Annotated in this window: 23 protein-coding genes; 16 read left to right on the forward strand and 7 right to left on the reverse strand. The window is 68.0% G+C overall.

Annotated elements, in window-relative coordinates; genetic code table 11:
- Nucleotides 1-5: 5 nt before the first annotated feature.
- The 9 genes from ccoO (at nucleotide 6) to ABIC66_RS10745 (ending at nucleotide 7,634) form a co-directional block, all read left to right on the forward strand.
- The gene (gene ccoO / locus ABIC66_RS10705; protein ID WP_354070079.1) at nucleotides 6-749 is read left to right on the forward strand and encodes a cytochrome-c oxidase, cbb3-type subunit II; all 744 of its coding nucleotides are present in this window, start codon (nucleotides 6-8) and stop codon (nucleotides 747-749) included.
- Nucleotides 746-913, forward strand: coding sequence for a cbb3-type cytochrome c oxidase subunit 3 (locus ABIC66_RS10710; RefSeq protein WP_354070080.1), 168 nt, complete (start codon nucleotides 746-748; stop codon nucleotides 911-913). The genes ccoO and ABIC66_RS10710 overlap by 4 nt, the downstream gene beginning before the upstream one ends.
- On the forward strand, nucleotides 913-1,782 hold the full coding sequence (ccoP, locus tag ABIC66_RS10715) for a cytochrome-c oxidase, cbb3-type subunit III (protein WP_354070082.1): 870 nt from the start codon (nucleotides 913-915) through the stop codon (nucleotides 1,780-1,782). Before ABIC66_RS10710 ends, ccoP begins: the two co-directional genes overlap by 1 nt.
- Before the next feature lie 5 nt (nucleotides 1,783-1,787).
- Nucleotides 1,788-3,281 carry a cytochrome c oxidase accessory protein CcoG gene (gene ccoG, locus ABIC66_RS10720; protein WP_354070084.1) on the forward strand — a complete coding sequence of 498 codons (1,494 nt, stop codon included), beginning with the start codon at nucleotides 1,788-1,790 and terminating at the stop codon, nucleotides 3,279-3,281.
- Nucleotides 3,278-3,781, forward strand: a complete 504-nt coding sequence (locus ABIC66_RS10725) for a FixH family protein (protein ID WP_354070086.1) — start codon at nucleotides 3,278-3,280, stop codon at nucleotides 3,779-3,781. The genes ccoG and ABIC66_RS10725 overlap by 4 nt, the downstream gene beginning before the upstream one ends.
- Nucleotides 3,778-5,967, forward strand: a complete 2,190-nt coding sequence (locus tag ABIC66_RS10730; protein WP_354070087.1) for a heavy metal translocating P-type ATPase — start codon at nucleotides 3,778-3,780, stop codon at nucleotides 5,965-5,967. Before ABIC66_RS10725 ends, ABIC66_RS10730 begins: the two co-directional genes overlap by 4 nt.
- Nucleotides 5,964-6,131 carry a cbb3-type cytochrome oxidase assembly protein CcoS gene (gene ccoS / locus ABIC66_RS10735; RefSeq protein ID WP_354070089.1) on the forward strand — a complete coding sequence of 56 codons (168 nt, stop codon included), beginning with the start codon at nucleotides 5,964-5,966 and terminating at the stop codon, nucleotides 6,129-6,131. Before ABIC66_RS10730 ends, ccoS begins: the two co-directional genes overlap by 4 nt.
- 154 nt (nucleotides 6,132-6,285) lie before the next feature.
- Nucleotides 6,286-6,930, forward strand: coding sequence for an OmpW family outer membrane protein (locus ABIC66_RS10740; RefSeq protein ID WP_354070090.1), 645 nt, complete (start codon nucleotides 6,286-6,288; stop codon nucleotides 6,928-6,930).
- 137 nt (nucleotides 6,931-7,067) lie between these two features.
- Entirely contained in the window at nucleotides 7,068-7,634 is a 567-nt protein-coding gene (locus ABIC66_RS10745) for an NAD(P)H-dependent oxidoreductase (protein ID WP_354070092.1), read from the forward strand.
- Between the two features lie 15 nt (nucleotides 7,635-7,649).
- On the opposite strand, the gene ABIC66_RS10750 is transcribed toward ABIC66_RS10745, so the two are convergent.
- From ABIC66_RS10750 to ABIC66_RS10765, 4 genes are all read right to left on the reverse strand, one after another.
- Nucleotides 7,650-8,306 (reverse strand): helix-turn-helix domain-containing protein, encoded by a 657-nt coding sequence (locus ABIC66_RS10750; RefSeq protein ID WP_354070094.1) that lies wholly within the window; start codon nucleotides 8,304-8,306, stop codon nucleotides 7,650-7,652.
- Between the two features lie 139 nt (nucleotides 8,307-8,445).
- Entirely contained in the window at nucleotides 8,446-9,609 is a 1,164-nt protein-coding gene (locus ABIC66_RS10755; protein ID WP_354070096.1) for an NnrS family protein, read from the reverse strand.
- A gap of 94 nt (nucleotides 9,610-9,703) precedes the next feature.
- The gene (locus ABIC66_RS10760; protein WP_354070097.1) at nucleotides 9,704-10,084 is read right to left on the reverse strand and encodes a response regulator; all 381 of its coding nucleotides are present in this window, start codon (nucleotides 10,082-10,084) and stop codon (nucleotides 9,704-9,706) included.
- Nucleotides 10,085-10,137: 53 nt separating this feature from the next.
- On the reverse strand, nucleotides 10,138-10,827 hold the full coding sequence (locus ABIC66_RS10765; RefSeq protein ID WP_354070099.1) for an alternative oxidase: 690 nt from the start codon (nucleotides 10,825-10,827) through the stop codon (nucleotides 10,138-10,140).
- 146 nt (nucleotides 10,828-10,973) lie between these two features.
- Here ABIC66_RS10765 and ABIC66_RS10770 point away from each other — a divergent pair, with 146 nt between their 5' ends.
- Both ABIC66_RS10770 and fixJ read left to right on the forward strand, forming a co-directional pair.
- Complete coding sequence (locus tag ABIC66_RS10770) at nucleotides 10,974-12,464, forward strand: sensor histidine kinase (RefSeq protein ID WP_354070101.1); 1,491 nt, start codon at nucleotides 10,974-10,976, stop codon at nucleotides 12,462-12,464.
- On the forward strand, nucleotides 12,457-13,071 hold the full coding sequence (fixJ, locus tag ABIC66_RS10775; protein WP_354070103.1) for a response regulator FixJ: 615 nt from the start codon (nucleotides 12,457-12,459) through the stop codon (nucleotides 13,069-13,071). Before ABIC66_RS10770 ends, fixJ begins: the two co-directional genes overlap by 8 nt.
- A 2-nt stretch (nucleotides 13,072-13,073) precedes the next feature.
- On the opposite strand, the gene ABIC66_RS10780 is transcribed toward fixJ, so the two are convergent.
- Both ABIC66_RS10780 and ABIC66_RS10785 read right to left on the reverse strand, forming a co-directional pair.
- On the reverse strand, nucleotides 13,074-13,718 hold the full coding sequence (locus ABIC66_RS10780; protein ID WP_354070105.1) for a DUF542 domain-containing protein: 645 nt from the start codon (nucleotides 13,716-13,718) through the stop codon (nucleotides 13,074-13,076).
- Between the two features lie 25 nt (nucleotides 13,719-13,743).
- On the reverse strand, nucleotides 13,744-13,968 hold the full coding sequence (locus tag ABIC66_RS10785; protein WP_354070107.1) for a hypothetical protein: 225 nt from the start codon (nucleotides 13,966-13,968) through the stop codon (nucleotides 13,744-13,746).
- Between the two features lie 215 nt (nucleotides 13,969-14,183).
- Between ABIC66_RS10785 and ubiT the strand changes: the two genes are divergently transcribed.
- The 4 genes from ubiT to ftrB all read left to right on the forward strand — a co-directional run bounded on the left by ubiT (nucleotide 14,184) and on the right by ftrB (nucleotide 17,539).
- Nucleotides 14,184-14,663 (forward strand): ubiquinone anaerobic biosynthesis accessory factor UbiT, encoded by a 480-nt coding sequence (gene ubiT, locus ABIC66_RS10790; protein ID WP_354070108.1) that lies wholly within the window; start codon nucleotides 14,184-14,186, stop codon nucleotides 14,661-14,663.
- A 1-nt stretch (nucleotide 14,664) separates the two neighbouring features.
- On the forward strand, nucleotides 14,665-15,657 hold the full coding sequence (gene ubiU, locus ABIC66_RS10795; protein WP_354070110.1) for a ubiquinone anaerobic biosynthesis protein UbiU: 993 nt from the start codon (nucleotides 14,665-14,667) through the stop codon (nucleotides 15,655-15,657).
- Nucleotides 15,654-16,562, forward strand: a complete 909-nt coding sequence (gene ubiV / locus ABIC66_RS10800) for a ubiquinone anaerobic biosynthesis protein UbiV (RefSeq protein WP_354070112.1) — start codon at nucleotides 15,654-15,656, stop codon at nucleotides 16,560-16,562. Before ubiU ends, ubiV begins: the two co-directional genes overlap by 4 nt.
- Nucleotides 16,563-16,762: 200 nt before the next feature.
- Entirely contained in the window at nucleotides 16,763-17,539 is a 777-nt protein-coding gene (ftrB, locus tag ABIC66_RS10805) for a transcriptional activator FtrB (protein ID WP_354070114.1), read from the forward strand.
- On the opposite strand, the gene ABIC66_RS10810 is transcribed toward ftrB, so the two are convergent.
- Entirely contained in the window at nucleotides 17,465-17,917 is a 453-nt protein-coding gene (locus ABIC66_RS10810) for an Rrf2 family transcriptional regulator (protein ID WP_354070116.1), read from the reverse strand. The genes ftrB and ABIC66_RS10810 overlap by 75 nt on opposite strands.
- 196 nt (nucleotides 17,918-18,113) lie before the next feature.
- On the opposite strand from ABIC66_RS10810, the gene nirK reads away from it, so the two are divergent.
- A complete protein-coding gene (nirK, locus tag ABIC66_RS10815) occupies nucleotides 18,114-19,148 on the forward strand; it encodes a copper-containing nitrite reductase (protein WP_354070118.1) in 1,035 nt (344 codons plus the stop codon).
- The last annotated feature ends 17 nt before the right edge of the window (nucleotides 19,149-19,165 follow it).

Below are 19,165 nucleotides of genomic sequence, written 5' to 3' on the forward strand. Positions count from 1 at the left end.
CCCCGATGTCTCTCTGGAAACAACACGCCAAGTTCGAGCGGCACTCGCTGTTGCTCATCATCGGCATCCTGGTCGTCGTCTCGATCGGCGGCCTGGTCGAGATCGCGCCGCTGTTCTGGCTGCAAGGCACCATCGAAAAGGTGCAGGGCGTCCGGCCCTACACCCCGCTGGAGCTGACCGGCCGCGACATCTATGTCCGCGAAGGCTGCTATCTCTGCCACTCGCAGATGATCCGCCCGCTGCGTGACGAGGTCGAGCGCTATGGCCACTACAGCCTGGCCGCCGAGAGCATGTACGACCGGCCCTTCCAATGGGGCTCCAAGCGTACGGGCCCGGACCTGGCCCGAGTGGGCGGCAAGTACTCCGACAGCTGGCATCGCGATCACCTGATCGATCCGCGCTCCGTCGTGCCGGAGTCGGTGATGCCACCCTACAAGTTCCTGGCCGAGAAGGACCTCGACTACCATGACATCGTCGATCGGATGCGGGTCCTGCGCACGGAGGGCGTGCCTTACACGGCCGACGCGCTGACCAACGCCAAGAAGGATCTCGAGGCCCAGGCCGATCCCTATTCGACCGACGCGGTCGGTCTGCGGGCGCGCTATGGCGCCAAGGCGGTCAATCGCGACTTCGACGGCGATCCCGACCGCATCACCGAGATGGACGCCCTGGTGGCCTATCTCCAGATGCTCGGCGCCCAGGTCGACTTCAAGTCCTACAAGGCCCAGGCCCCGGAGAACCAACGATGAGCGGTCTCTCCTACGAAACCGTGGCCCGCTTCGCGCAGCAGGGCGGGCTGATCTACTTCGGCCTGATCTTCCTGGCCGGAGTCTTCTACGCCCTGCGGCCTTCCAAGAAGGCCGAATTCCAACACGCCGCGCGCATGCCGCTGGATGACGAGGAGCTCTCCTGATGGCTTCCGAACGCAAGACCGACGACGTCACCGGCGTCGAGACCACCGGCCACGAGTGGGACGGCATCCGCGAACTGGACAATCCGCTGCCGCGCTGGTGGCTGTGGGTGTGGTACGCCTCGATCGCCTTCGCGATCGGCTACTGGGTGCTGATGCCGGCCTGGCCGGGCCTGCATGGCTATACCAAGGGCCTGCTGCACCAGTCCGACCGGGTCGCGGTGACCAAGGAGCTGAAGGCGCTCGACGTCCAGCGCGGCGCGGGGGCGGCTCAGCTGCGCACCGCCAGCCTGGAGCAGATCGAGAAGGATCCGAAGCTGCAGGCCTACGCCCAGCAGGTCGGCCAGTCGGTGTTCGGCGACAACTGCGCCACCTGCCACGGCATCGGCGGCACCGGCGGCAAGGGCTACGCCAATCTGCGCGACGACGTCTGGCTGTGGGGCGGCAAGCTGGAGGACATCCAGTACACCGTCACCCACGGCGTGCGCACCGGCGCCGACGGGGCGCGCATGTCGCAGATGCCCGCCTTCGGCCGCGACGAGATGCTCAAGCCCGAGCAGATCGACGACCTGACCGAATACGTCGTCCGCCTGTCGGGCCGTCCGGCCGACGCCGGCGCCATCGCCCGCGCCGCGCCGATCTTCGAAGCCCAATGCTCGGCCTGTCACGGCGCCGAGGGCAAGGGCAATCAGGAGGTGGGCGCGCCCAATCTGACGGACGCCGACTGGCTCTACGGCGCCGACCGCGCGGCCATCCGCGGCCAGATCTTCGCTGGTAACGGCGGGGTGATGCCGACCTGGGGCGGCCGCCTGAGCCCGGAGACCATCAAGGCCATCACCGTCTACATCCATGCCAATGCGGGCGGGCAATAGGGCCCATGCCCACGCTGATCGACAACACCAAGCCCAAGCCCCAGGCGCGGTCGGCGGTCTCCGCCGCCGCCCGCGCCAACGGCAAGGGCGCGGCGGCGGGGCGGCTCTACCAGCCTCGCCAGCCGATCTATCCCAAGCTCGTCCACGGCACGTGGCGCGCGGTGAAATGGGCGCTGCTGATCGTCACCCTGACGATCTACTACGTCACGCCTTGGATCCGCTGGAAGCGCCCCGAAGGTTTTCCGCAGCAGGCGGCGCTGGTCGATTTCGCCGGCGGTCGCTTCTACTTCTTCGACATCCAGCTGTGGCCGCAGGACGTCCACATCATCACCGGCTTGATGATCGCCGGAGCCCTGACTCTGTTCCTGGTGACGGCGCTGTTCGGCCGGCTGTGGTGCGGCTATGCCTGCCCGCAGACCGTCTGGACCGACCTCTACATCGTCGTCGAGCGCCTGTTCGAGGGCGACCGCAACGCCCGCATGCGCCTGGACGCCGCGCCGCTGTCCTTCAACAAGCTCTGGCGCAAGACCGGCAAGCATCTGGTCTGGCTGGGCATCGCGTTCGGCACGGGCGGGGCGTGGATCTTCTACTTCCACGACGCCCCGACCCTGATCCGCACCTTCTGGACCGGCCAGGCGCCGATCACCGCCTACGTGTCTTGCGCCCTGTTGACCGCGACCACCTACATCTTCGCCGGCTGGATGCGCGAGCAGGTCTGCACCTACATGTGCCCGTGGCCCCGCATCCAAGGCGCCATGCTGGACGAGCATTCGTTGCAGGTGACCTATCTGCGCGACCGCGGCGAGCCGCGCGGGGCCCACAAGAAGGGCCAGGACTGGACCGGGCGCGGCGACTGTGTCGACTGCCGTCAGTGCGTGGTGGTCTGCCCGATGGGCATCGACATCCGCGACGGCAGCCAGTTGGAGTGCATCAACTGCGGCCTCTGCGTCGACGCCTGCGACGAGATCATGAGCAAGCTGGGTCGGCCCACCGGCCTGATCGCCTATGACACCGACGCGGCGGTCGCCAATCGGGCCTGCGGCCAGAAGGCGACCTACAAGCCCGTGCGCTCGCGGACGGTCTACTACGCCGCCGCGCTGAGCCTCGTCGGCGGCCTGACCCTGTGGTCGCTCGCCACCCGGCCCAAGGCCGATCTCCACGTCATCCGCGATCGCAATCCGATGTTCGTGCGCATGCACGACGGCGCGGTGCGCGATGGCTACACGCTGAAGATCACCAACCGCACCTTCTTCACGCGCCGGTTCGAGGTCGCGTTCGACGGCGTCCCCGGCGCGCGGCTCAGCCAGCCCGGCGGCGAGGGCGGCCGCGTCACCGTCACCGCGCCGGCCGACCAGGTGGTCTCGCTGCGCATCTTCGTCACGGCCCCGGCCGACGCGTCGCTGGAGCCCAGCACGCCCGGTCGGTTCGTCGTGCGCGCCGGCGACGTCCAAGCCGACGCCAAGACCGTCTTCCTTTCAGGAGCCGCGAACCCGCAATGACCGCCACCGCGCCTCTCTCGGCCAAGCTCCCCGCGCCAAAAGGGGTGATCACCGGCTGGCACGTCCTGATCGGCGTGGTCGCGTTCTTCGCGATCGTGATCGGCGTCGACACCCTGTTCATGGTCCAGGCCTACCGAACCTTCTCCGGCGAGGTCGCCTCCAATCCCTATGAGGCCGGCCTGGCCTTCAACAAGACGCTTTCGCTGCGTCAGCGCGAAGCCGCCCTGGGCTGGTCGGCCAGCGTGACCACGCCCGCGGTCGACCAGGTCGAGGTCCGGCTGGTCGACCGAACCGGCGCGCCGCTGGATCGTCTGTCCCTGACCGGCGTGCTGGAGCGGCCGGCCACCGAGACCGGGCGGCAGATCCTGAACTTCAAGCCGCTCGGAAATGGGCGCTACGCGGCGAGCGCGAAGCTGGATGGCGCGTGGGATCTGCGGGCCACCGCCCGTAACGGGCGCGACCAGTTCGAGCTCGAAACGCGGCTGGTGGCGGCGCGATGACCCAGAGCCTGACCCTCGGCCACGACCTGGAGGCCTTTGTTCGCCGCGACGCGTCCGGACGGGGCCGCGTGGAGCTTCTGGTCAGCGGAGCGCGATGCGCCGGGTGCATCCGGAAGATCGAGACGGCGGTGGACGCCCTGCCGGAGGTGACGAGCGCTCGCCTCAACCTGACGACCGGAAAACTGGCTGTGGAGCTGGCCGGTCGCGCGGACGGACCGGGGCGGATCGTCGAGACGGTCGAGGCTCTGGGCTATCGCGCCTGCCTTTTCGATCCCAGCGAGGCGCTGGCCGCGCAGGATCGCGAAGGGCGCGAACTGGCCCTGGCGCTCGGCGTGGCCGGTTTCGGGGCCGGCAATGTCATGATGTTCACGGTGCCAGCGTGGGCGGGACTGTTTGGCCAGGAGCTGAACGGCTCGACCCTGACGCTGATGTACTGGATGGCGGCGATCGTCGCGACGCCGTGCGCGCTGTTCGCGGGTCGGCCGTTCTTCCGCTCGGCCTGGGCCTCGCTCAAGCGCGGCAAGGCCAACATGGACGTGCCGATTTCGATTGGCGTGATCCTGACCCTGATCGTCAGCTTCTCGGAGACCATCCTTAGGGGCAAGCACGCCTATTTCGACGCGGCGGTGACGCTGCTGTTCCTGTTGCTGATCGGCCGCTATCTGGACCACCGTCTACGGGCCACCGCCCGCTCGGCCGCCCGCGACCTGCTGGCCTTGCAGACGCCGGTGGCGATGCGGCTGAGCGGCGGGCTCGAGCACGGCGTGCCCGTGGCCGAGGTGAAGGTCGGCGACCGCTTGGTCGTCGCGCCGGGCCAACGCATCCCTGTTGACGGGACGGTCGAGGCCGGCCAGTCCGACATCGACAACGCCCTGATCACCGGCGAGACGGCCACCGCCCCGATCGGTCCCGGAGCGCGGCTTCACGCGGGCGCGCTGAACCTGTCCGGGCGCCTGGTGATGATCGCCACCGCCCGCAGCGAAGACTCCACCGTCGCGGCCATCGCCCGGCTCATGGAGGCCGGCGCCCAATCCCGGTCGGCCTATGTCCGTCTGGCCGACAAGGCCGCGGCGCTGTACGTGCCCGTGGTCCACACCGCCGCCGCCTTGACCTTCGTCGGCGGCTGGGCGTTGGGCCTCGGCCCGCGCGAGGCGCTGTTGCGGGCCGCGGCCGTCCTGATCGTCACCTGTCCTTGCGCCTTGGGCCTCGCCGTCCCAGCCGTGCAGATCGCCGCATCCAGCCGCCTCTTTCGGAGGGGCGTGCTGGTCAAGTCGGGCGCGGCGCTCGAGCGGCTGGCCAAGGTCGACCACGTGGTCTTCGACAAGACCGGCGTTCTGACCCTGGGGCGTCCGCGCCTGATCGACGCGCCGGCGCACCTGGTCGCCCTCGCCGCGCCCCTGGCGCGCGCCTCGCGGCACCCCCTGGCCAAGGCGATGGCCGACGAGGCGGGGCCTGGTCCCGTGGCGAGCGATTGCGTCGAGACACCAGGTCAGGGCGTGGAAGGCCGGATCGACGGCCGCCGCGCTCGATTGGGCCGCGCGGCCTTCGTCGGGGTCCAAGGCGCCAGCGCCCGCGAGACCGAGCTCTGGTTCGGCTTCGAGGATGAGTTGAAGATCCGCTTCGCGTTCGAGGACCGACCGCGCGACGACGCGGCGCGGACCGTCGCGGCGCTGCGCCAAATGGGACTGAGCGTCGAGATCCTGTCCGGCGACCTGGCCGGGCCGGTGGGCGACGTGGCGCGGGACGTCGGGATCACCGACTGGCGCGCGGGCCTGACGCCCTTCGAGAAGGCCGCGATCGTCGACGCCTTGAAGGACCAAGGGCGCAAGGTGCTGATGGTCGGCGACGGCCTCAACGACGCCGCGGCCCTGGCCAGGGCCCAGGCTTCCATGGCCCCGGGCGCGGCCGTCGACGCCGCCCAGAACGCCGCCGACCTGGTCTTCACCGGGCAAGACCTCGGCGTTGTCGTCGACGCCATCGAGACCGCGCGGGAAGCGCGCCGGCGCGCCTTGGAGAATTTCGGATTTTCAGCGCTCTACAATCTTATCGCGGCCCCGGCGGCGATGGCGGGCCTGATCAATCCTTTCATCGCGGCCTTGGCGATGTCCGGCTCCTCGATGGTGGTGTTGCTCAACGCCGCGCGGCCAAGACTGTCGCTCGGCGGCCGAGGAGTTTCGCGCCGATGAACATCGTGCTGTTCCTGGCCCCCGCCTCGATCGGGCTGGGCGCCTTGGGCCTGTTGGCCTTCTTCTGGACGATGCGCTCGGGACAATATGACGATCCCAAGGGCGACGCCGAGCGCATCCTCAACGACCACCTCGACGACCGACCGCCGGCCGACCCGTCCTGAGAAGGCGGTGGCACGACCAGGCTACTTAAATATAGAAAATCAAGACGCGATAAGATTTGGCGAACATGATCCAAGTCAAGGTGCGCTGAGCTCATTCCCTGCAAGGTGAATATGCGACGAACAACAGAAACGTCGCCACATCTGGGGATAGATTATGAAAACCGCTATTCTTTCGCTCGTCGCGTTTGGCGCCCTAGGCGCGAGCGCGGCCAACGCGCAGGATTTCACGAGCAACGCCAAGGGCGACCTGATCGTCTATGCGCGCCTGACGCAGGTGGCGCCCGCCAAGGACGCGGCCATCCTGACCGCCGCCGGCGCCAATTCGGGGCTGAAGGCCCATGTCACCAACGACATCAAGCCCACCCTGGGCTTCACGTACTTCCTGAGCGACAAGGTCGCCGTCGAGGCCATCCTGGGCACCACCCAGCATGACATCCGCGCTCAAGGGGGCAGCACCGACGTGCTCGTCCACAAGACCTGGGTGCTGCCGCCGGTGGTGACCCTGCAATATCATCCGCTGCCGAAGGCGCGCGTCAGTCCCTATGTCGGGGCGGGCCTGAACTACATGCTGTTCTACGGCGACAAGAACAAGAACGGTTTCACCGTGAAGGTCGATGACGGCGTCGGCTACGCGCTGCAGGCGGGCGTCAACGTCAAGCTCAAGAACAGCTGGCTGATCAACGCCGACATCAAGAAGGTCTATTTCAACACCGACGCCAAGATCAACGGCGGCGCGCTGAAGGCCAAGGTCGACCTCGACCCGCTGGTGACCTCGATCGGTCTGGCCCACCAGTTCTGAACTCGAGCGGACGTCCCCTGAACGTCCGCGAGAGACCTTCCCGTCGGCTGGCCCTGCCGGCGGGAAGGACCCCAGCCCGGCCGGAAGACAAGCGTTGATCAGCGCCTCAGCCGGCCCGAGCTCCGAAGGAGGCCATCGTGCGCGCGCGCAAGATACTGCTGATCGACGGCCATCCGGACGCCTCGGCCGATCGCCTCGTGCACGGCCTGGCCCGATCCTACGCCGCCGCGGCCCGGGAGGCCGGGCACACCGTGCGCGTCATCGACTTGGCCGCCCTGGACTGGCCGCTCCTGAAGACGAGAGCCGAGTGGGAAGCGCCCGCCAGTGAAGCGGTGGCCGAGCATCAGGCCCAGATGGCCTGGTGCGATCATCTCGTGCTGCTGTTTCCGCTCTGGATGGGCGACATGCCCGCCGTGGTGAAGGGCTATCTGGAAATGGTCCTGCGACCGGGCTTCGCGGTCAAGCCGGGGCCGACCTTGGGCGGCCGATCGGCCCGGGTGATCGTCACCATGGGCATGCCGCCGCTGGTCTATCGGCTCTGGTTCGCGGGCCACGCCATGGCGAGCCTGCGGCGCAATATCCTGGAACTCTGCGGCGTCCGGCCCGTGCGTCTGACCTATGTGGGCCCCACGGATGCGGCCAGCCAGACCCAGCGCCTGGGCTGGGTCGAAAAGGTCGCGCGCCTCGGCGCTCGGGCGGCCTGAGGCGCCGGCTCGGACTCAGGCGGCCAGGTTGCCGGCCGTCTCGCGGCGAGGGGACATCCTGAACCGGCGCGAACCGTCCAGCGCGACGACGCCGTCATGCTGCAGCTGGGTGAGCATGCGCGACACCGTCTCGATCGTCAGGCCCAGATAGTCGGCGATGTCCTGACGGCTCATGGCCAAATTCGCCCACGGTCCTTCGCCGCGGCGCGCGATCTCCATCAGGAAGCAGGCGACCTTCTCATAGGCGTTGTGCCGCGCCAGAAGCAGCATGCGCTCGTGGGCGCCCTCCAACTGCTGGCTGGTCACCTGCCAGACCAGACGCTCGATGCGAGGCCCGTCCGGCGCGGCGGCCAGGGCAGCGCGCTTGACGATCTGCACTTCACAGTCGCTCAGCGCTTCCACGGCGTTGAGGTGGATCGCGCCGATCTCCAGGCCGAACATGTCGCCCGGAAAATAGAAGGCGCTCACTTGCCGGCGGCCATCGACCAGAAGGCGTGTTCCGCGCGCCACGCCCTTGACCAGGCGATAATAGCCGGTGGCCTGGGCCTCCTGGGCGAAGATGTCCTCGCCGGCGCCGAAGCGCGACAGGCGGGCGAGGCGGCCGAAGGCTTCCAGCGCGGCAGGCTCGGGCGCAAGGCGCGAGCGCGGATTTGATAGAAGTTGGAACGGCATGAGGTCCCCCAGAGCTTGACGTGGAGGGTAGGGAATCCAGGCGGTCCGGTTCCATTGGGGATGATACCTAATCGGGCCCCATTCCGGGCTCCCCGTATGCGACGAAACCACGCACTTGCGCCTTTTGGCCCCGGCGCCTCTAGCGGCGAGGTCCCCAAAGCATGGGTCCATAGGCCGCCACGAAGCCGCCGTAGGCCAGCGACCAGAACAGCGCGGCCAGAATGAGCAGCATCGGCTGGGCCGCCTGGGTGAAGGGAGCCACGACCCTCAGGACCGCGGCGACATTGATGGCGACGAACACGCCCACCGTCGCCAGATCCGCGGTCAGCGCCCGCCCGGTATGGCCACGGGTGGCCCGCGACATGACCGCCAGGCACGTGACGCCGATCGCGCCGGCCGACACGGCGTGGACGCCGGCCGCCGCTGGCGCGAGCTGGGTCGCGACACTGAGGCCCAGGAGGCCAAGGCCGAGGCCCAACCAGGCGTAGCTGACGTGCAGAATGGCGATCAGGGGTTCGGCCAGGGTCCGCAGGCCTCTCCAGCGCGCGACGCGGACCAGGTTCAGCAGGCCGGCCGCCATCAACGCGATCCCGGCCGCGGGATGGGTGGGCGCGAGCGCCCAGGCCAGCCCGGCCGCCGGCGTCATCACGACGGCGGCCTTGTCGATCCCCGCGAAGGTCGCCGGCAACTGGGTCTCTCCGCGTTGGCGAAGCCAGTTCGTCGTGAAGCTGGGCGTGATGCGGCCGCCGATCAGGGCGAGCATCGCCGCCGCCGTCGCCAAGGCCAGGCGCGCGCCCAGGCCTTGCAGATTCAGGGCGGCGTCGAGGTGGAAGGCGATGTTGGCCGCGGCCAGCAGGCTGGTCATCAGGCAGACGGGCAGGTTGCGCCAATTCTTGCCCGCCATGACCTCGCGCCAGATGACGGCGGCGAAGACGACGGGAAACGCCGCATCGACGATCGTCGCGACCGGTCCGAGGAAGACCTGCAGAAGCATCGCCACGCGGCCAGCGAGCCATAGGAGCCAGAGGCCCGCGAGGCCCCGGCCGATAACCGGCATCCGGCCCGTCCAGTTGGGCACGGCCGTGGTCAGAAAGCCCGCGACGATGGCCGGCAGAAAGCCGAACAGCATCTCGTGGACGTGCCAGTCCCGGTGGCCGGCGACGGCGGGACCGCCCAGCAGGGACCAGATCCACAGCGGCACCGCCAGCGCCGCCCAGGCCGCGCCCGAGAGAAAGAACGGGCGAAAGCCGTAGCTGAACAGCGCCGGCCCGCCATAGGCGCGCCGTTGGGAGGCGGTGGACATCGAACTTGGTCTCCGGCGCGCGTGCCTGGAGGGCGACGCGACCACGACCCTGCGCCGCGCCTCATGGGTCGTCGTTGCGCGCGAACAAGTTGGATCAGCCGCCCAGCGCGGTCTTGAGCGCCTCGACCAGGCCGTCGCCCAGCAAGGGTTTCTCGATCACCACCATGCGGTTCTGGCGAGCCTGGCGGCGAAGGGCTTGCGTGGGATTGGTCGCCGTCAGCAGCACGGGCGTCTTGGGCGCGCGGCGGCGTAGCGGCTCGAGCAGCGCGAACGCGTCGATGCTCGGCGAGGCCTGGCCAACGATCACCGCATCGAACGGCGCGCCGGCCAGGCGCTCGAGGAAGATAGAAGACGTATCGAACGTCTCGACCCGATAGCCTTCCAGCGCCAGCGAAAAGCGCAGGGCCAAGCCCAGCGCCCGGTCCTGCTCGAGGACCAGAACGGAAGGCGCGGCGGGGGAAGGCGATGGGGGCACGGCGGAGCATCCAATGCGGCGGCGCCTTCAGCGCCGCCGGTGGAGAAGAGGGTTCAGGCGGCCGCTTTCCAATGCGGCTCGAGTTCGACATGCGGCGGGCAGGGCGCCACGTCGCCGGTCGGCCGGCCGCAGAGTTCGTTGGCGAACCCGTGGTTGACGTCGCGATGGTGCGCTTCGTCGGCCCGCACGACCTCGACCACGTCCCGCAGGGTCGCGCCCGTGGGCAGGCCCCAATAGTCCAAGGCCAGCTGCGGGGCGGGGACGTTGGCGCTGCGACCTTCGTCGATCTCGGCCAGATAGTGGGTGTAGCTGATCACCGCCTCTTCCTCGAAATACCCGACCACGCGGTGGGCGGTCTTGGAGGAGACGAGGTAGAGGCCGAAGAAGAACAGGTAGAAGACCCACTGGGCGGCGACGACCACGAAACGTTCGAACAGGGTCGGCTTGGCCACCTCGATGAAGGTCATCAGGTGCATGCGCTCGTTTTCGGCCTCGTCCATCAAGGTCTTGATCCAGCCGCGATCGCTTTCCATGCGGCGCAGGCACTTCAGGTGGTTGAGGGTCGCGCCGACCATGCCCGGAACAGCCGCGACCGTCTCCAGAACCACGGCCCGATGGCCGTAGCGCTTGGCGAAGAAGGTGTCGGCGCAGAAGCGCAGGGCTTTCACGAAACCGTAGGCGACGACGTCCGAAACGCCCTTCGGTTGGTAGTGGATATCGAGACGAACCTGAGGACCGGTCATGGTCGCTGCCTTTCAGATGAACGGCCCCCTGGCCGCGCTTTCAACGAGGCCTTGATACGACCTGCCGCACGGGCGCAAAATTCTGGTCTGTCCCTAAGGGGAATCCCTGGGTGGCCTGTTGGGGCCGCTGGCCCTAGCGCGGAGCGATGACCATCGACGAGCTCATTCAGGCGCGCCGAGACCCCAAGCGTGAGGCGGCCATAGCGACCGGCGTCGCCATCGGTCTCGTCGCGATGGGCGTGGCCACACGGCTCCTGTTCGAGCCGCTCCTGGGCGAGCGCGGCCTCTATCTGTTTTTCTTTCCGGCGGTCATCGCCGCGGCCGCCTATCGAGGGGCGATAGGCGGTTTTCTGGCCTGCGGGGTCGGCGCCGCCTGCATCCTGGCGCTCAGCGCGCGAGGCGATGGCCTGGACCTGGGCGACGCGGTCGGCGTCGGCCTCTTCGTCGCCGTCGGCACCGCCATCAGCGTCGGCGGCGAACGCTTCCGGATCGCCCGACAGAGAACCGAGGCGGTCACCGAAGACCTTCTGATGCGCGAGGCGCACCTGGCCTCGATCCTCGCCACCGTGCCCGACGCCATGGTTCTGATCGACGAGGCGGGTCTGGTCCGGTCGTTCAGTTCCGCGGCCGAACGGCTTTTTGGCTGGTCGCCGTCCGAGATCTTCGGCGAGAACGTCAATCGTCTGATGCCCGAGCCGTACCGCTCCGCCCACGACGGCTATCTGCAACGCTACTATGCCACCGGCGAGCGGCGGATCATCGGCCTTGGCCGCGTGGTTATCGGCCAGCGCAAGGATGGTTCGACCTTTCCGATGGAACTGTCGGTGGGGGAGATCCGCAGCGGGCAGGGCCGGTTCTTCACCGGCTTCGTGCGCGACCTTACCGAAACCCAGCGCACCCAGGCGCGCTTGCAGGAGTTGCAGGGTGAACTGGTTCACATCGCGCGACTGACCTCGATGGGCGAAATGGCCTCGGCGCTGGCTCACGAAATCAACCAGCCGCTGTCGGCCCTGGCCAATTATCTGAAAGGCGGACGCCGTCTGCTCGACGAGCCGGAAATCGATCGATCCTTGTTGGGGGACGCGCTCGAAAAAGCCGGCGACCAAGCGCTGCGGGCCGGTGCGATCATTCGTCGCCTGCGCGATTTCGTGGCCCGCGGCGAGACCGAGATGCAGGTGGAGAGCCTGAACCGGATGATCGAGGAAGCCGCCGCCCTGGCTCTGATCGGCGCGCGCGAATTGGGCGTGGACGTGCGCTTCGACTACGACCGCGCCATCGACGAGGTTCTGGCCGACCGCGTCCAGATCCAGCAGGTGATCGTCAATCTGATCCGCAACGCGGTGGACGCCATGGCCGGCGCGCCGCGTCGTGAACTGACCATCAGCGTGGGACGGGCGGACGACCACGCCCTGGTCACGTTCAGCGACACCGGGCCGGGGATCGCGCCGGAAATCGCCGACAATCTGTTCGCGCCCTTCATGACCACCAAGCGCGACGGCATGGGCGTTGGCCTCTCGATTTCGCGGACGATCATCGAAGCGCATGGCGGGCGTCTGTGGGTCGAGCCCACGGAGGGCGGCGGCGCCACGTTCAAGTTCACCCTGAAGCTCGTGGAAGGAGACCTGGATCTTGAGTGAGGGAGTCGTTCACATCATCGATGACGACGCGGCCATGCGGGATTCACTCGGCTTTCTGCTGCAGGTCAATCGCATCCCCTATCGCCTCTTCGACTCGGCGATCGCGTTTCTCGACGCCCTTCCGTCGGACGACGGCGGCTGCGTGCTCACCGACGTGCGCATGCCCGAGATGAACGGGCTGGAGATGGTCCGCAAGCTGAAGGAGCGCGACTATCGCGCGCCGATCATCGTCATGACCGGCCACGCCGATGTGCCGCTGGCGATCGAGGCCATGAAGGCCGGCGTGGCCGATTTCATCGAAAAACCCTTCGACGAGGAACAGCTGCTGACCGCGATCCGCTCGGCCCTGGAGCGCGGCAAGATCCAGCGAGACCAGGACGCGGCCCTGGCGGAGACCCGACGACGCCTGGCGGCGCTGTCGCCGCGCGAGCGCGACGTCCTCAAGGGCCTGGTCGACGGCCGCGCCAACAAGGTGATCGCCTACGACCTGGGCATCAGTCCGCGCACCGTCGAGATCCACCGCGCCAACTTGATGAGCAAGATGCAGGCTCGCAGCCTTTCGGAGCTGGTGCGCATGGCCCTTTCGGTTCAGGACGAGGCGGGCTGATCCTAGCCGAAGCGCCTGAAGAGGACGTTGTTCTCCAGGTGCATGTGGTCACGGAGATCCGCGTCGATCTCGGCGCAGAGCGCATAGAGCGCTCGCCAGGTCGTGCAGGCCCTGGCCGGCGGCGTGAAGTCCCGCGTCAGGCGCGCGAGGCCGTTCAGTTGCTCGACCACGTCCTCGTGCTCGGCGACCATGCAGGCGATCGGGGCGCCGACCGAGGGGCCGGTCCTGTTCCGCATCATCGGGAACAGCATCAGCTCCTCCTTCTGCTGATGGATCTCCAGGTCGTCCAGCATGAAGGCCAAATGCTGCGACAGGCCGATCGGGCGGTCAGGATTGTCGCCATGCACGGCCTCGACCCGACGGGCCAATCGCATCGCCTCGGCGAACTGGCGACGATGGGTCTGGTGGTAGCGCTCGAGCAGGTGGTCGATCAGGGCCGGCGTGTCGTCTGGCGCGGCCTGCGTTTCCGGTTCCAGCGAAAGGATCGCCTCGGCCACGAGTCGCGGATCAACCCCGCGGGTTCGCGCCGCCTCGGCCAAGACCTGTCGTCCGTCTCCGCAGTAGTCGATCTTGAACCGTCGAAACACGGCCGTGGCGCCGGGACGGCTGACGGCCAGATCGCTCACGGGCAGTTGGGTGATGTCCATGGGGAACTCCTCTTTCGAGGCGAGACTAGGAAGCCAGAGCGGTCTCCACGTTGTCGGCCGCCAAGTTCGAGGCGCGCGGCATGTAGAAGACCAGCATCCGGCCGCGCCGGCCCGCAGAGGCCAACAGGCCCTCGCGCACCAACTGGCCGCACAGCAGCCGCAGGGCCCCGCAGTTGGGCGTCTGGCTGACGAAGAACACGCCGCGCGCCCGCGTCTGCTTCAGCACGTCGTCCTTTGACCAATTGCTCATGACCGAGCTCCTCCTGGCTGTCGCTCGGCGCTTAGCCCAACGCGCCGGGACCCACTTTGCGCGTGCTCAAGGAACGCGAGACTAGCCCTTGACCGCGATCATGTCGGGCCTTGAACGGCGTCATTGCCGCCCGCTTGGCGCCGCTTAGGGTCGCGCCCTGATTTGGAGGCGACATGGGCGGATTTCGACGCGGCGGCGAAGGTTCGCCACAAAACTTGGCCGCGATCGCGGCCAAGTCCCTTCTGCTGGGACCAAGCTACATCCTGACCCTGGCCTTGCGCAGGCTGGTCAGGATCCATCCCGACGCCTTCGCTCGTCTGGCCGCTTACCGTGAGAGCCTCTTCCTGATCGAATTCACCGACGCGCCGCTGGCATTCAGCCTGCGCCCCTCGGGAACCTCCGGCCAGGTCCGGGTGCTGTCGACGGCGGCCGCCAAGACCGTGCGCGCCGATGTCCGCATCGCGGGCCAGATGGTCGACCTTCTGCGGGTCTTCGACGGCACGTTCGATGCCGACGCCGCCTTCTTCTCGCGCCGCATTCGCGTCGCGGGCGACACCAGTGCGCTTATGGCTCTGCACAATGCGCTGGAGGCCGCCGACCTCACCCTGGCCGATCTGATCGGCGCGCCGGCCTCGGCGCGCGGCCTGGTCAATCGGGGTCTGGACTGGACGCTCCATCACTGGCGGAGCGCGTAGGATGGGTTCTATCGAACTGGTCTGTCCGGCGGGCGCGCCCCCAATGTTGCACGCGGCCATCGAGGCGGGCGCCGACAGCGTCTATTGCGGCCTGCGCGACGAAACCAATGCCCGCAACTTCCCGGGCTTGAACTTCTCTCCCGCCGAATTGGCGCAAGGGGTGGCCTTCGCGCACGAACGCCAGGTCAAGGTGCTCGTGGCGATCAACACCTTCGCTCGGGCCGGCGGCGATGAGACGTGGCGGCGGTCAATCGACGCCGCGGTGGTCGCCGGCGCGGACGCCGTCATCGTCGCCGACATCGGGGTCTTGGCCTACGCCAAGCAGGCCTATCCGGATTTGCGCCTGCACCTCTCTGTGCAAGCCGCGGCCAATTCGCTCGATGCGATCCGGTTCTACGCCGAAAGCTTCGGGGTTCGACGCGTCGTCCTGCCTCGGGTGATGAGCGCCCCTGAGATCGCCGTCTTGGCCCAACAGACGTCGGTGGAGCTGGAGGCTTTCGTGTTTGGCGGCCTGTGCGTGATGGCCGAGGGACGCTGCGCCCTGTCATCCTACGCCACGGGCCGCTCGCCCAACCTTTCCGGCGTCTGTTCGCCGCCCGAGGCCGTCAGTTTCGAGACCAACGCGCTTGGCTTGACGCCGCGGCTGGCGGGCGTGGCCATCGACCGGCTCGCGGCCGGTGAAAACGCGGGCTATCCGACCCTGTGCAAGGGACGCTTCGAGGCGATGGGCGAAGCGAGCTATCTCTTCGAGGATCCTGTCAGCCTCAACGCCATGTCCGTCCTGAAGGACCTGCGGGCGGCGGGGGTGAAGGCGATCAAGGTCGAAGGTCGTCAACGCGGCAAGACCTATGTTCGTCGTGTCGCCGCCGCGTTCCGAGGCGCGATCGATGCGCTCGATACTGGCCAGGATTGCGATCCGTTCGCGCGCCTGCTGTCGGACTTGGCCGAGGGCGGGCGCGAAACCGAGGGCGCCTATCGGCGCAAATGGCGATGACCGGCGCCGCTCTGGACCTGACCGTTGGACCGCTGATGTTCCTGTGGTCAGCCACGCGCATCGCCGACTACTACGCCGCGGTCGCCGAATGTCCGGAGGTCTCCCGCGTCTATTTGGGCGAGGTGGTCTGCGGCAAGCGCGCGCCCCTGACGTTGGAAGCCCTGATCGCGGCCGAGGAGACGTTGGTCGCCGCCGGCAAGTCGGTGGTCTGGGCCAGCCAGGCCCTGCCGTCCACGCCGCGCGAGCAAAAATCGCTGCGGGAGCTGGCCGCCGCCCAGCCGCTGCTCGAAGTCAATGACGTCGCCGCCTTGATGTCGCTGCCGACGGGAACGCCCTTCGTCGCCGGCCCCATGCTCAATCTTTACAACGCCAGCGCCGTGGCGACCTTGGCGGCTCGCGGGTGCGTTCGCCTTTGCGCGAATGTCGAGCTCTCGCTCGAAGCGATCGCGACCATCGCGCACGCCTGCCCGGAGGTCGAAATCGAGCTCTTTGCCTATGGACGCCTTCCGCTGGCGCTGTCGGCGCGCTGCTATCACGCTCGGCTTCGCAAGGCGCACAAGGACAGCTGCCTGTTCGCCTGCGAGATCGATCCCGACGGCCTGAGCGTGCGCACCGTCGAAGGAGCGCCGTTCCTGGCGGTCAATGGAATCCAGACGCTCTCGGACGGTTGCCATCTGGCCGACGTGGAGCCGGAGCGTCTTGTCGACGCGGGGATAAGGTCGCTGAGGATCTCGCCTCACAGCGGCGATGTGAAAGCGCTTCTGGCCGCCTTCGGCGCCTTCGTGCGCGGCGCTTTGAAGCCGGGCGATCTGCGCGCGGCCGTGATCGCCCAGGGCCCGCCTGGACCCGTGGTCGATGGCTATCTTCATGGTCAGGCTGGAATGCTGTCGGTGGGCGCGCCTTAGGATGGACGCCGACGTGGCCATTCTGGGCGCGGGTATCGCCGGCATGGCGCTCGCCGCTCAGTTGGCGCCCTCCGGCGCGTCGTCGTCGTCGAGAGGTGGGTCTGGCTTGATCGCGAGGGATCGGGGGATTGATGATCGTCAAGGTCAGAGGGCCCAAACCCTGGCTATTGGAGAGTCGGCGTTCCTGTCGAAAGCTCCACATGACCCTCAAGCCCGCCGATCTCCTGCGCGTTCGCCAGCTGCCTTTGCTGGAGGCGGCCCAGGCCGACACCTTCGCCAGGCTGTGCCGAAGCGCTTTTCTTCAGCGTTTTCCACGCGGCGCGCAGCTCACCGCCGAGGGGGAGAGCAACGACTTTCTGTACGTTCTGCTCGAAGGCGCGGTGGAACTGGAGGGCACCTGGAACGATCGCGATTCGACGCTCGCCCTGCTCAAGCCTCTGTCCACCTTCGTGCTGGCCTCGGTCATTCTCGACGCGCCGGCCTTGATGACGGCGCGCACGATCATGCGAAGCCAGGTCCTGATGATCCCGGGCGAGACCTTCCGCCAGGCCGTGCGCGAAGACAGCGGGCTCTCGTTCGCCGTCGCCGAAGAGCTGTCGGGTTGCTATAGCGGCGTGGTCCGGGCGCTGAAGAACTACAAGTTGCGCGGAGCGCTCGAGCGCCTGGCCAATTACTTGCTGGCCCAACAAACTCGTCAGGGCGGCGGGGCGACCCTCAAGCTGCCATGTCAGAAGCGCGTCCTGGCCTCGCTGCTGGGCATGACGCCCGAGAACCTGTCACGCGCGTTCGCCAGCCTCGGACCCTACGGCGTCAAGGTGGACGGCGCTCTGGTGACCCTGACTCGCCCGGCCATCCTGGCGCGGCTGGCCAAGCCTGACGCGCTGATCGACAACCACGCCACGCTAGACTCCGAGCCGGCGGGCCAGGCGACCCGTGAGCGGCGACGTTGCGAGCGCATCGCGGCCCATCTCGTCTGAAGGCGCGCGAAAGGCTTCCAGCCCGCCCGCATCCAGCGCGGCCAGGAACGCCTCGGTGGCGAGCCCGGTGAGGGCGGGCAGGGCGCAGGTTTCGGCCAGGGGGCAAGGATGGCAGTCCTGGCGCGGCACGCAGGATTCCAGGGCCAGGACGATGGCCGAAGGGCGCGCCGCCGCGCCGGGCCGGGCGCTGACGCCGCCACGGCGACCCCGCGTGGTGGCGACCAGGCCGGCGCAGGCCAGCCCATGCACGACCTTGCTGGTGTGATCGCGATCGGCGTGGGTCAGCCGCGCGAGATTGTCGACGGTCAGGCTGGTCCCGGCGGCGTCGACCGCGGCCACGATTCTCAGGCCAAGCAGGGTCCGTTCCGTCAGACGCAAATGCGCGCTCCTCCTAGGCTCGGCCGCGGCGTTGTTCCGTCGACGATGGACGATCCATCGGCGCCGGCCATGCGCCAGATCAATCTCGCGAAACGTCACCGCGCCTTTGGGGAGGTTGCGCACGCACAACGAACGCCGCGCGGGCAGGCGTACCAATCCTCCCATCGGCGCCGCTCCGACGCCTGAGGATAGGATCATGAAAGCCCTCGCTCTTTTCGCCACCGTCGCGACGCTCGCCTTGGCCGGCGCGGCCCACGCCGCCCCAGACGCGACCGCAGGGGCGGCTTCGCCGGCGATCGCCGACACCGTGCGTCTGGCGTCCGATCTGCCGCCGCCCATCACGCGGCGCGCCCCCGCGACCGTCAAGGTCGATCTGGTGACCCAGGAAGTTGTCGGCAAGCTCGCCGACGGCGCCAGCTTCAAGTTCTGGACCTTCAACGGCAAGGTGCCCGGACCGATGGTGCGCGTGCGCGTTGGGGACACGGTCGAGGTTCGCCTGACCAATGCGCCCGACAGCGAGCATATGCACAATGTCGATTTTCACGCCGTAACGGGCCCAGGGGGCGGCGCGGTCGCCACCATGGCCGCTCCGGGTGAAACCCAGACCTTCACCTTCAAGGCCATGGCGCCGGGTCTCTATGTCTACCACTGCGCCACGCCCATGGTGGCCGAGCACATCGCCAACGGCATGTACGGCGCCATTCTGGTCGAGCCCGAGGAAGGCCTGGCAAAGGTCGACCGCGAATTCTACGTGATGCAGGGCGAGGTCTATACGGACGAGGCGATGGGGTCGAAGGGCCTGCTCAACGAAAGCGTCGAGAAGCTGCTGAACGAACAGCCGGAGTACTACGTCTTCAACGGCGGCTTCAAAGCCCTGACCGGCGACCGCGCCCTGCAGGCCAAGGTCGGCGAAACGGTGCGGATCTTCTTCGGCGTCGGCGGGCCCAACAAGACCTCGAGCTTCCACGTGATCGGCGAGATCTTCGACCACGTCTATCCCTACGGCTCGCTGACCTCGGGAACGATCAAGGACGTCCAGACCGTCACGGTCGCGCCGGGCGGCGCCACGGTGGTCGACTTCAAGCTCGACGTCCCCGGCAACTACATCATGGTCGACCACGCCCTGAGCCGGCTGGAACGCGGCGGCGCCGGCATCCTGCACGTCGAAGGCGCGGACGCCCCGTCGGTGTTCACCGCCCCGCCGAACCCCCACAAGGGCAGCGGTCACTGATCCGCGAACGGGGCGGC

It is taken from the genome of Caulobacter sp. 1776 (assembly GCF_040545685.1).
In the GTDB taxonomy this organism is placed as follows: Bacteria; Pseudomonadota; Alphaproteobacteria; order Caulobacterales; family Caulobacteraceae; genus Caulobacter.

Excerpts from the sequence above, each read along its gene's own strand:
- ABIC66_RS10765 (WP_354070099.1), bottom strand. The coding sequence starts at position 10,827 with ATGACCGGTCCTCAGGTTCGTCTCGATATCCACTACCAACCGAAGGGC.
- ccoP (WP_354070082.1), top strand. The coding sequence starts at position 913 with ATGGCTTCCGAACGCAAGACCGACGACGTCACCGGCGTCGAGACCACC.
- ftrB (WP_354070114.1), top strand. The coding sequence starts at position 16,763 with ATGACCCTCAAGCCCGCCGATCTCCTGCGCGTTCGCCAGCTGCCTTTG.
- ABIC66_RS10710 (WP_354070080.1), top strand. The coding sequence starts at position 746 with ATGAGCGGTCTCTCCTACGAAACCGTGGCCCGCTTCGCGCAGCAGGGC.
- ubiU (WP_354070110.1), top strand. The coding sequence starts at position 14,665 with ATGGGTTCTATCGAACTGGTCTGTCCGGCGGGCGCGCCCCCAATGTTG.
- ABIC66_RS10725 (WP_354070086.1), top strand. The coding sequence starts at position 3,278 with ATGACCGCCACCGCGCCTCTCTCGGCCAAGCTCCCCGCGCCAAAAGGG.
- ABIC66_RS10785 (WP_354070107.1), bottom strand. The coding sequence starts at position 13,968 with ATGAGCAATTGGTCAAAGGACGACGTGCTGAAGCAGACGCGGGCGCGC.
- ABIC66_RS10740 (WP_354070090.1), top strand. The coding sequence starts at position 6,286 with ATGAAAACCGCTATTCTTTCGCTCGTCGCGTTTGGCGCCCTAGGCGCG.
- ABIC66_RS10770 (WP_354070101.1), top strand. The coding sequence starts at position 10,974 with ATGACCATCGACGAGCTCATTCAGGCGCGCCGAGACCCCAAGCGTGAG.
- ABIC66_RS10780 (WP_354070105.1), bottom strand. The coding sequence starts at position 13,718 with ATGGACATCACCCAACTGCCCGTGAGCGATCTGGCCGTCAGCCGTCCC.
- ABIC66_RS10750 (WP_354070094.1), bottom strand. The coding sequence starts at position 8,306 with ATGCCGTTCCAACTTCTATCAAATCCGCGCTCGCGCCTTGCGCCCGAG.
- nirK (WP_354070118.1), top strand. The coding sequence starts at position 18,114 with ATGAAAGCCCTCGCTCTTTTCGCCACCGTCGCGACGCTCGCCTTGGCC.
- ccoO (WP_354070079.1), top strand. The coding sequence starts at position 6 with ATGTCTCTCTGGAAACAACACGCCAAGTTCGAGCGGCACTCGCTGTTG.
- ccoS (WP_354070089.1), top strand. The coding sequence starts at position 5,964 with ATGAACATCGTGCTGTTCCTGGCCCCCGCCTCGATCGGGCTGGGCGCC.
- ABIC66_RS10730 (WP_354070087.1), top strand. The coding sequence starts at position 3,778 with ATGACCCAGAGCCTGACCCTCGGCCACGACCTGGAGGCCTTTGTTCGC.
- ubiV (WP_354070112.1), top strand. The coding sequence starts at position 15,654 with ATGACCGGCGCCGCTCTGGACCTGACCGTTGGACCGCTGATGTTCCTG.
- ABIC66_RS10755 (WP_354070096.1), bottom strand. The coding sequence starts at position 9,609 with ATGTCCACCGCCTCCCAACGGCGCGCCTATGGCGGGCCGGCGCTGTTC.
- ccoG (WP_354070084.1), top strand. The coding sequence starts at position 1,788 with ATGCCCACGCTGATCGACAACACCAAGCCCAAGCCCCAGGCGCGGTCG.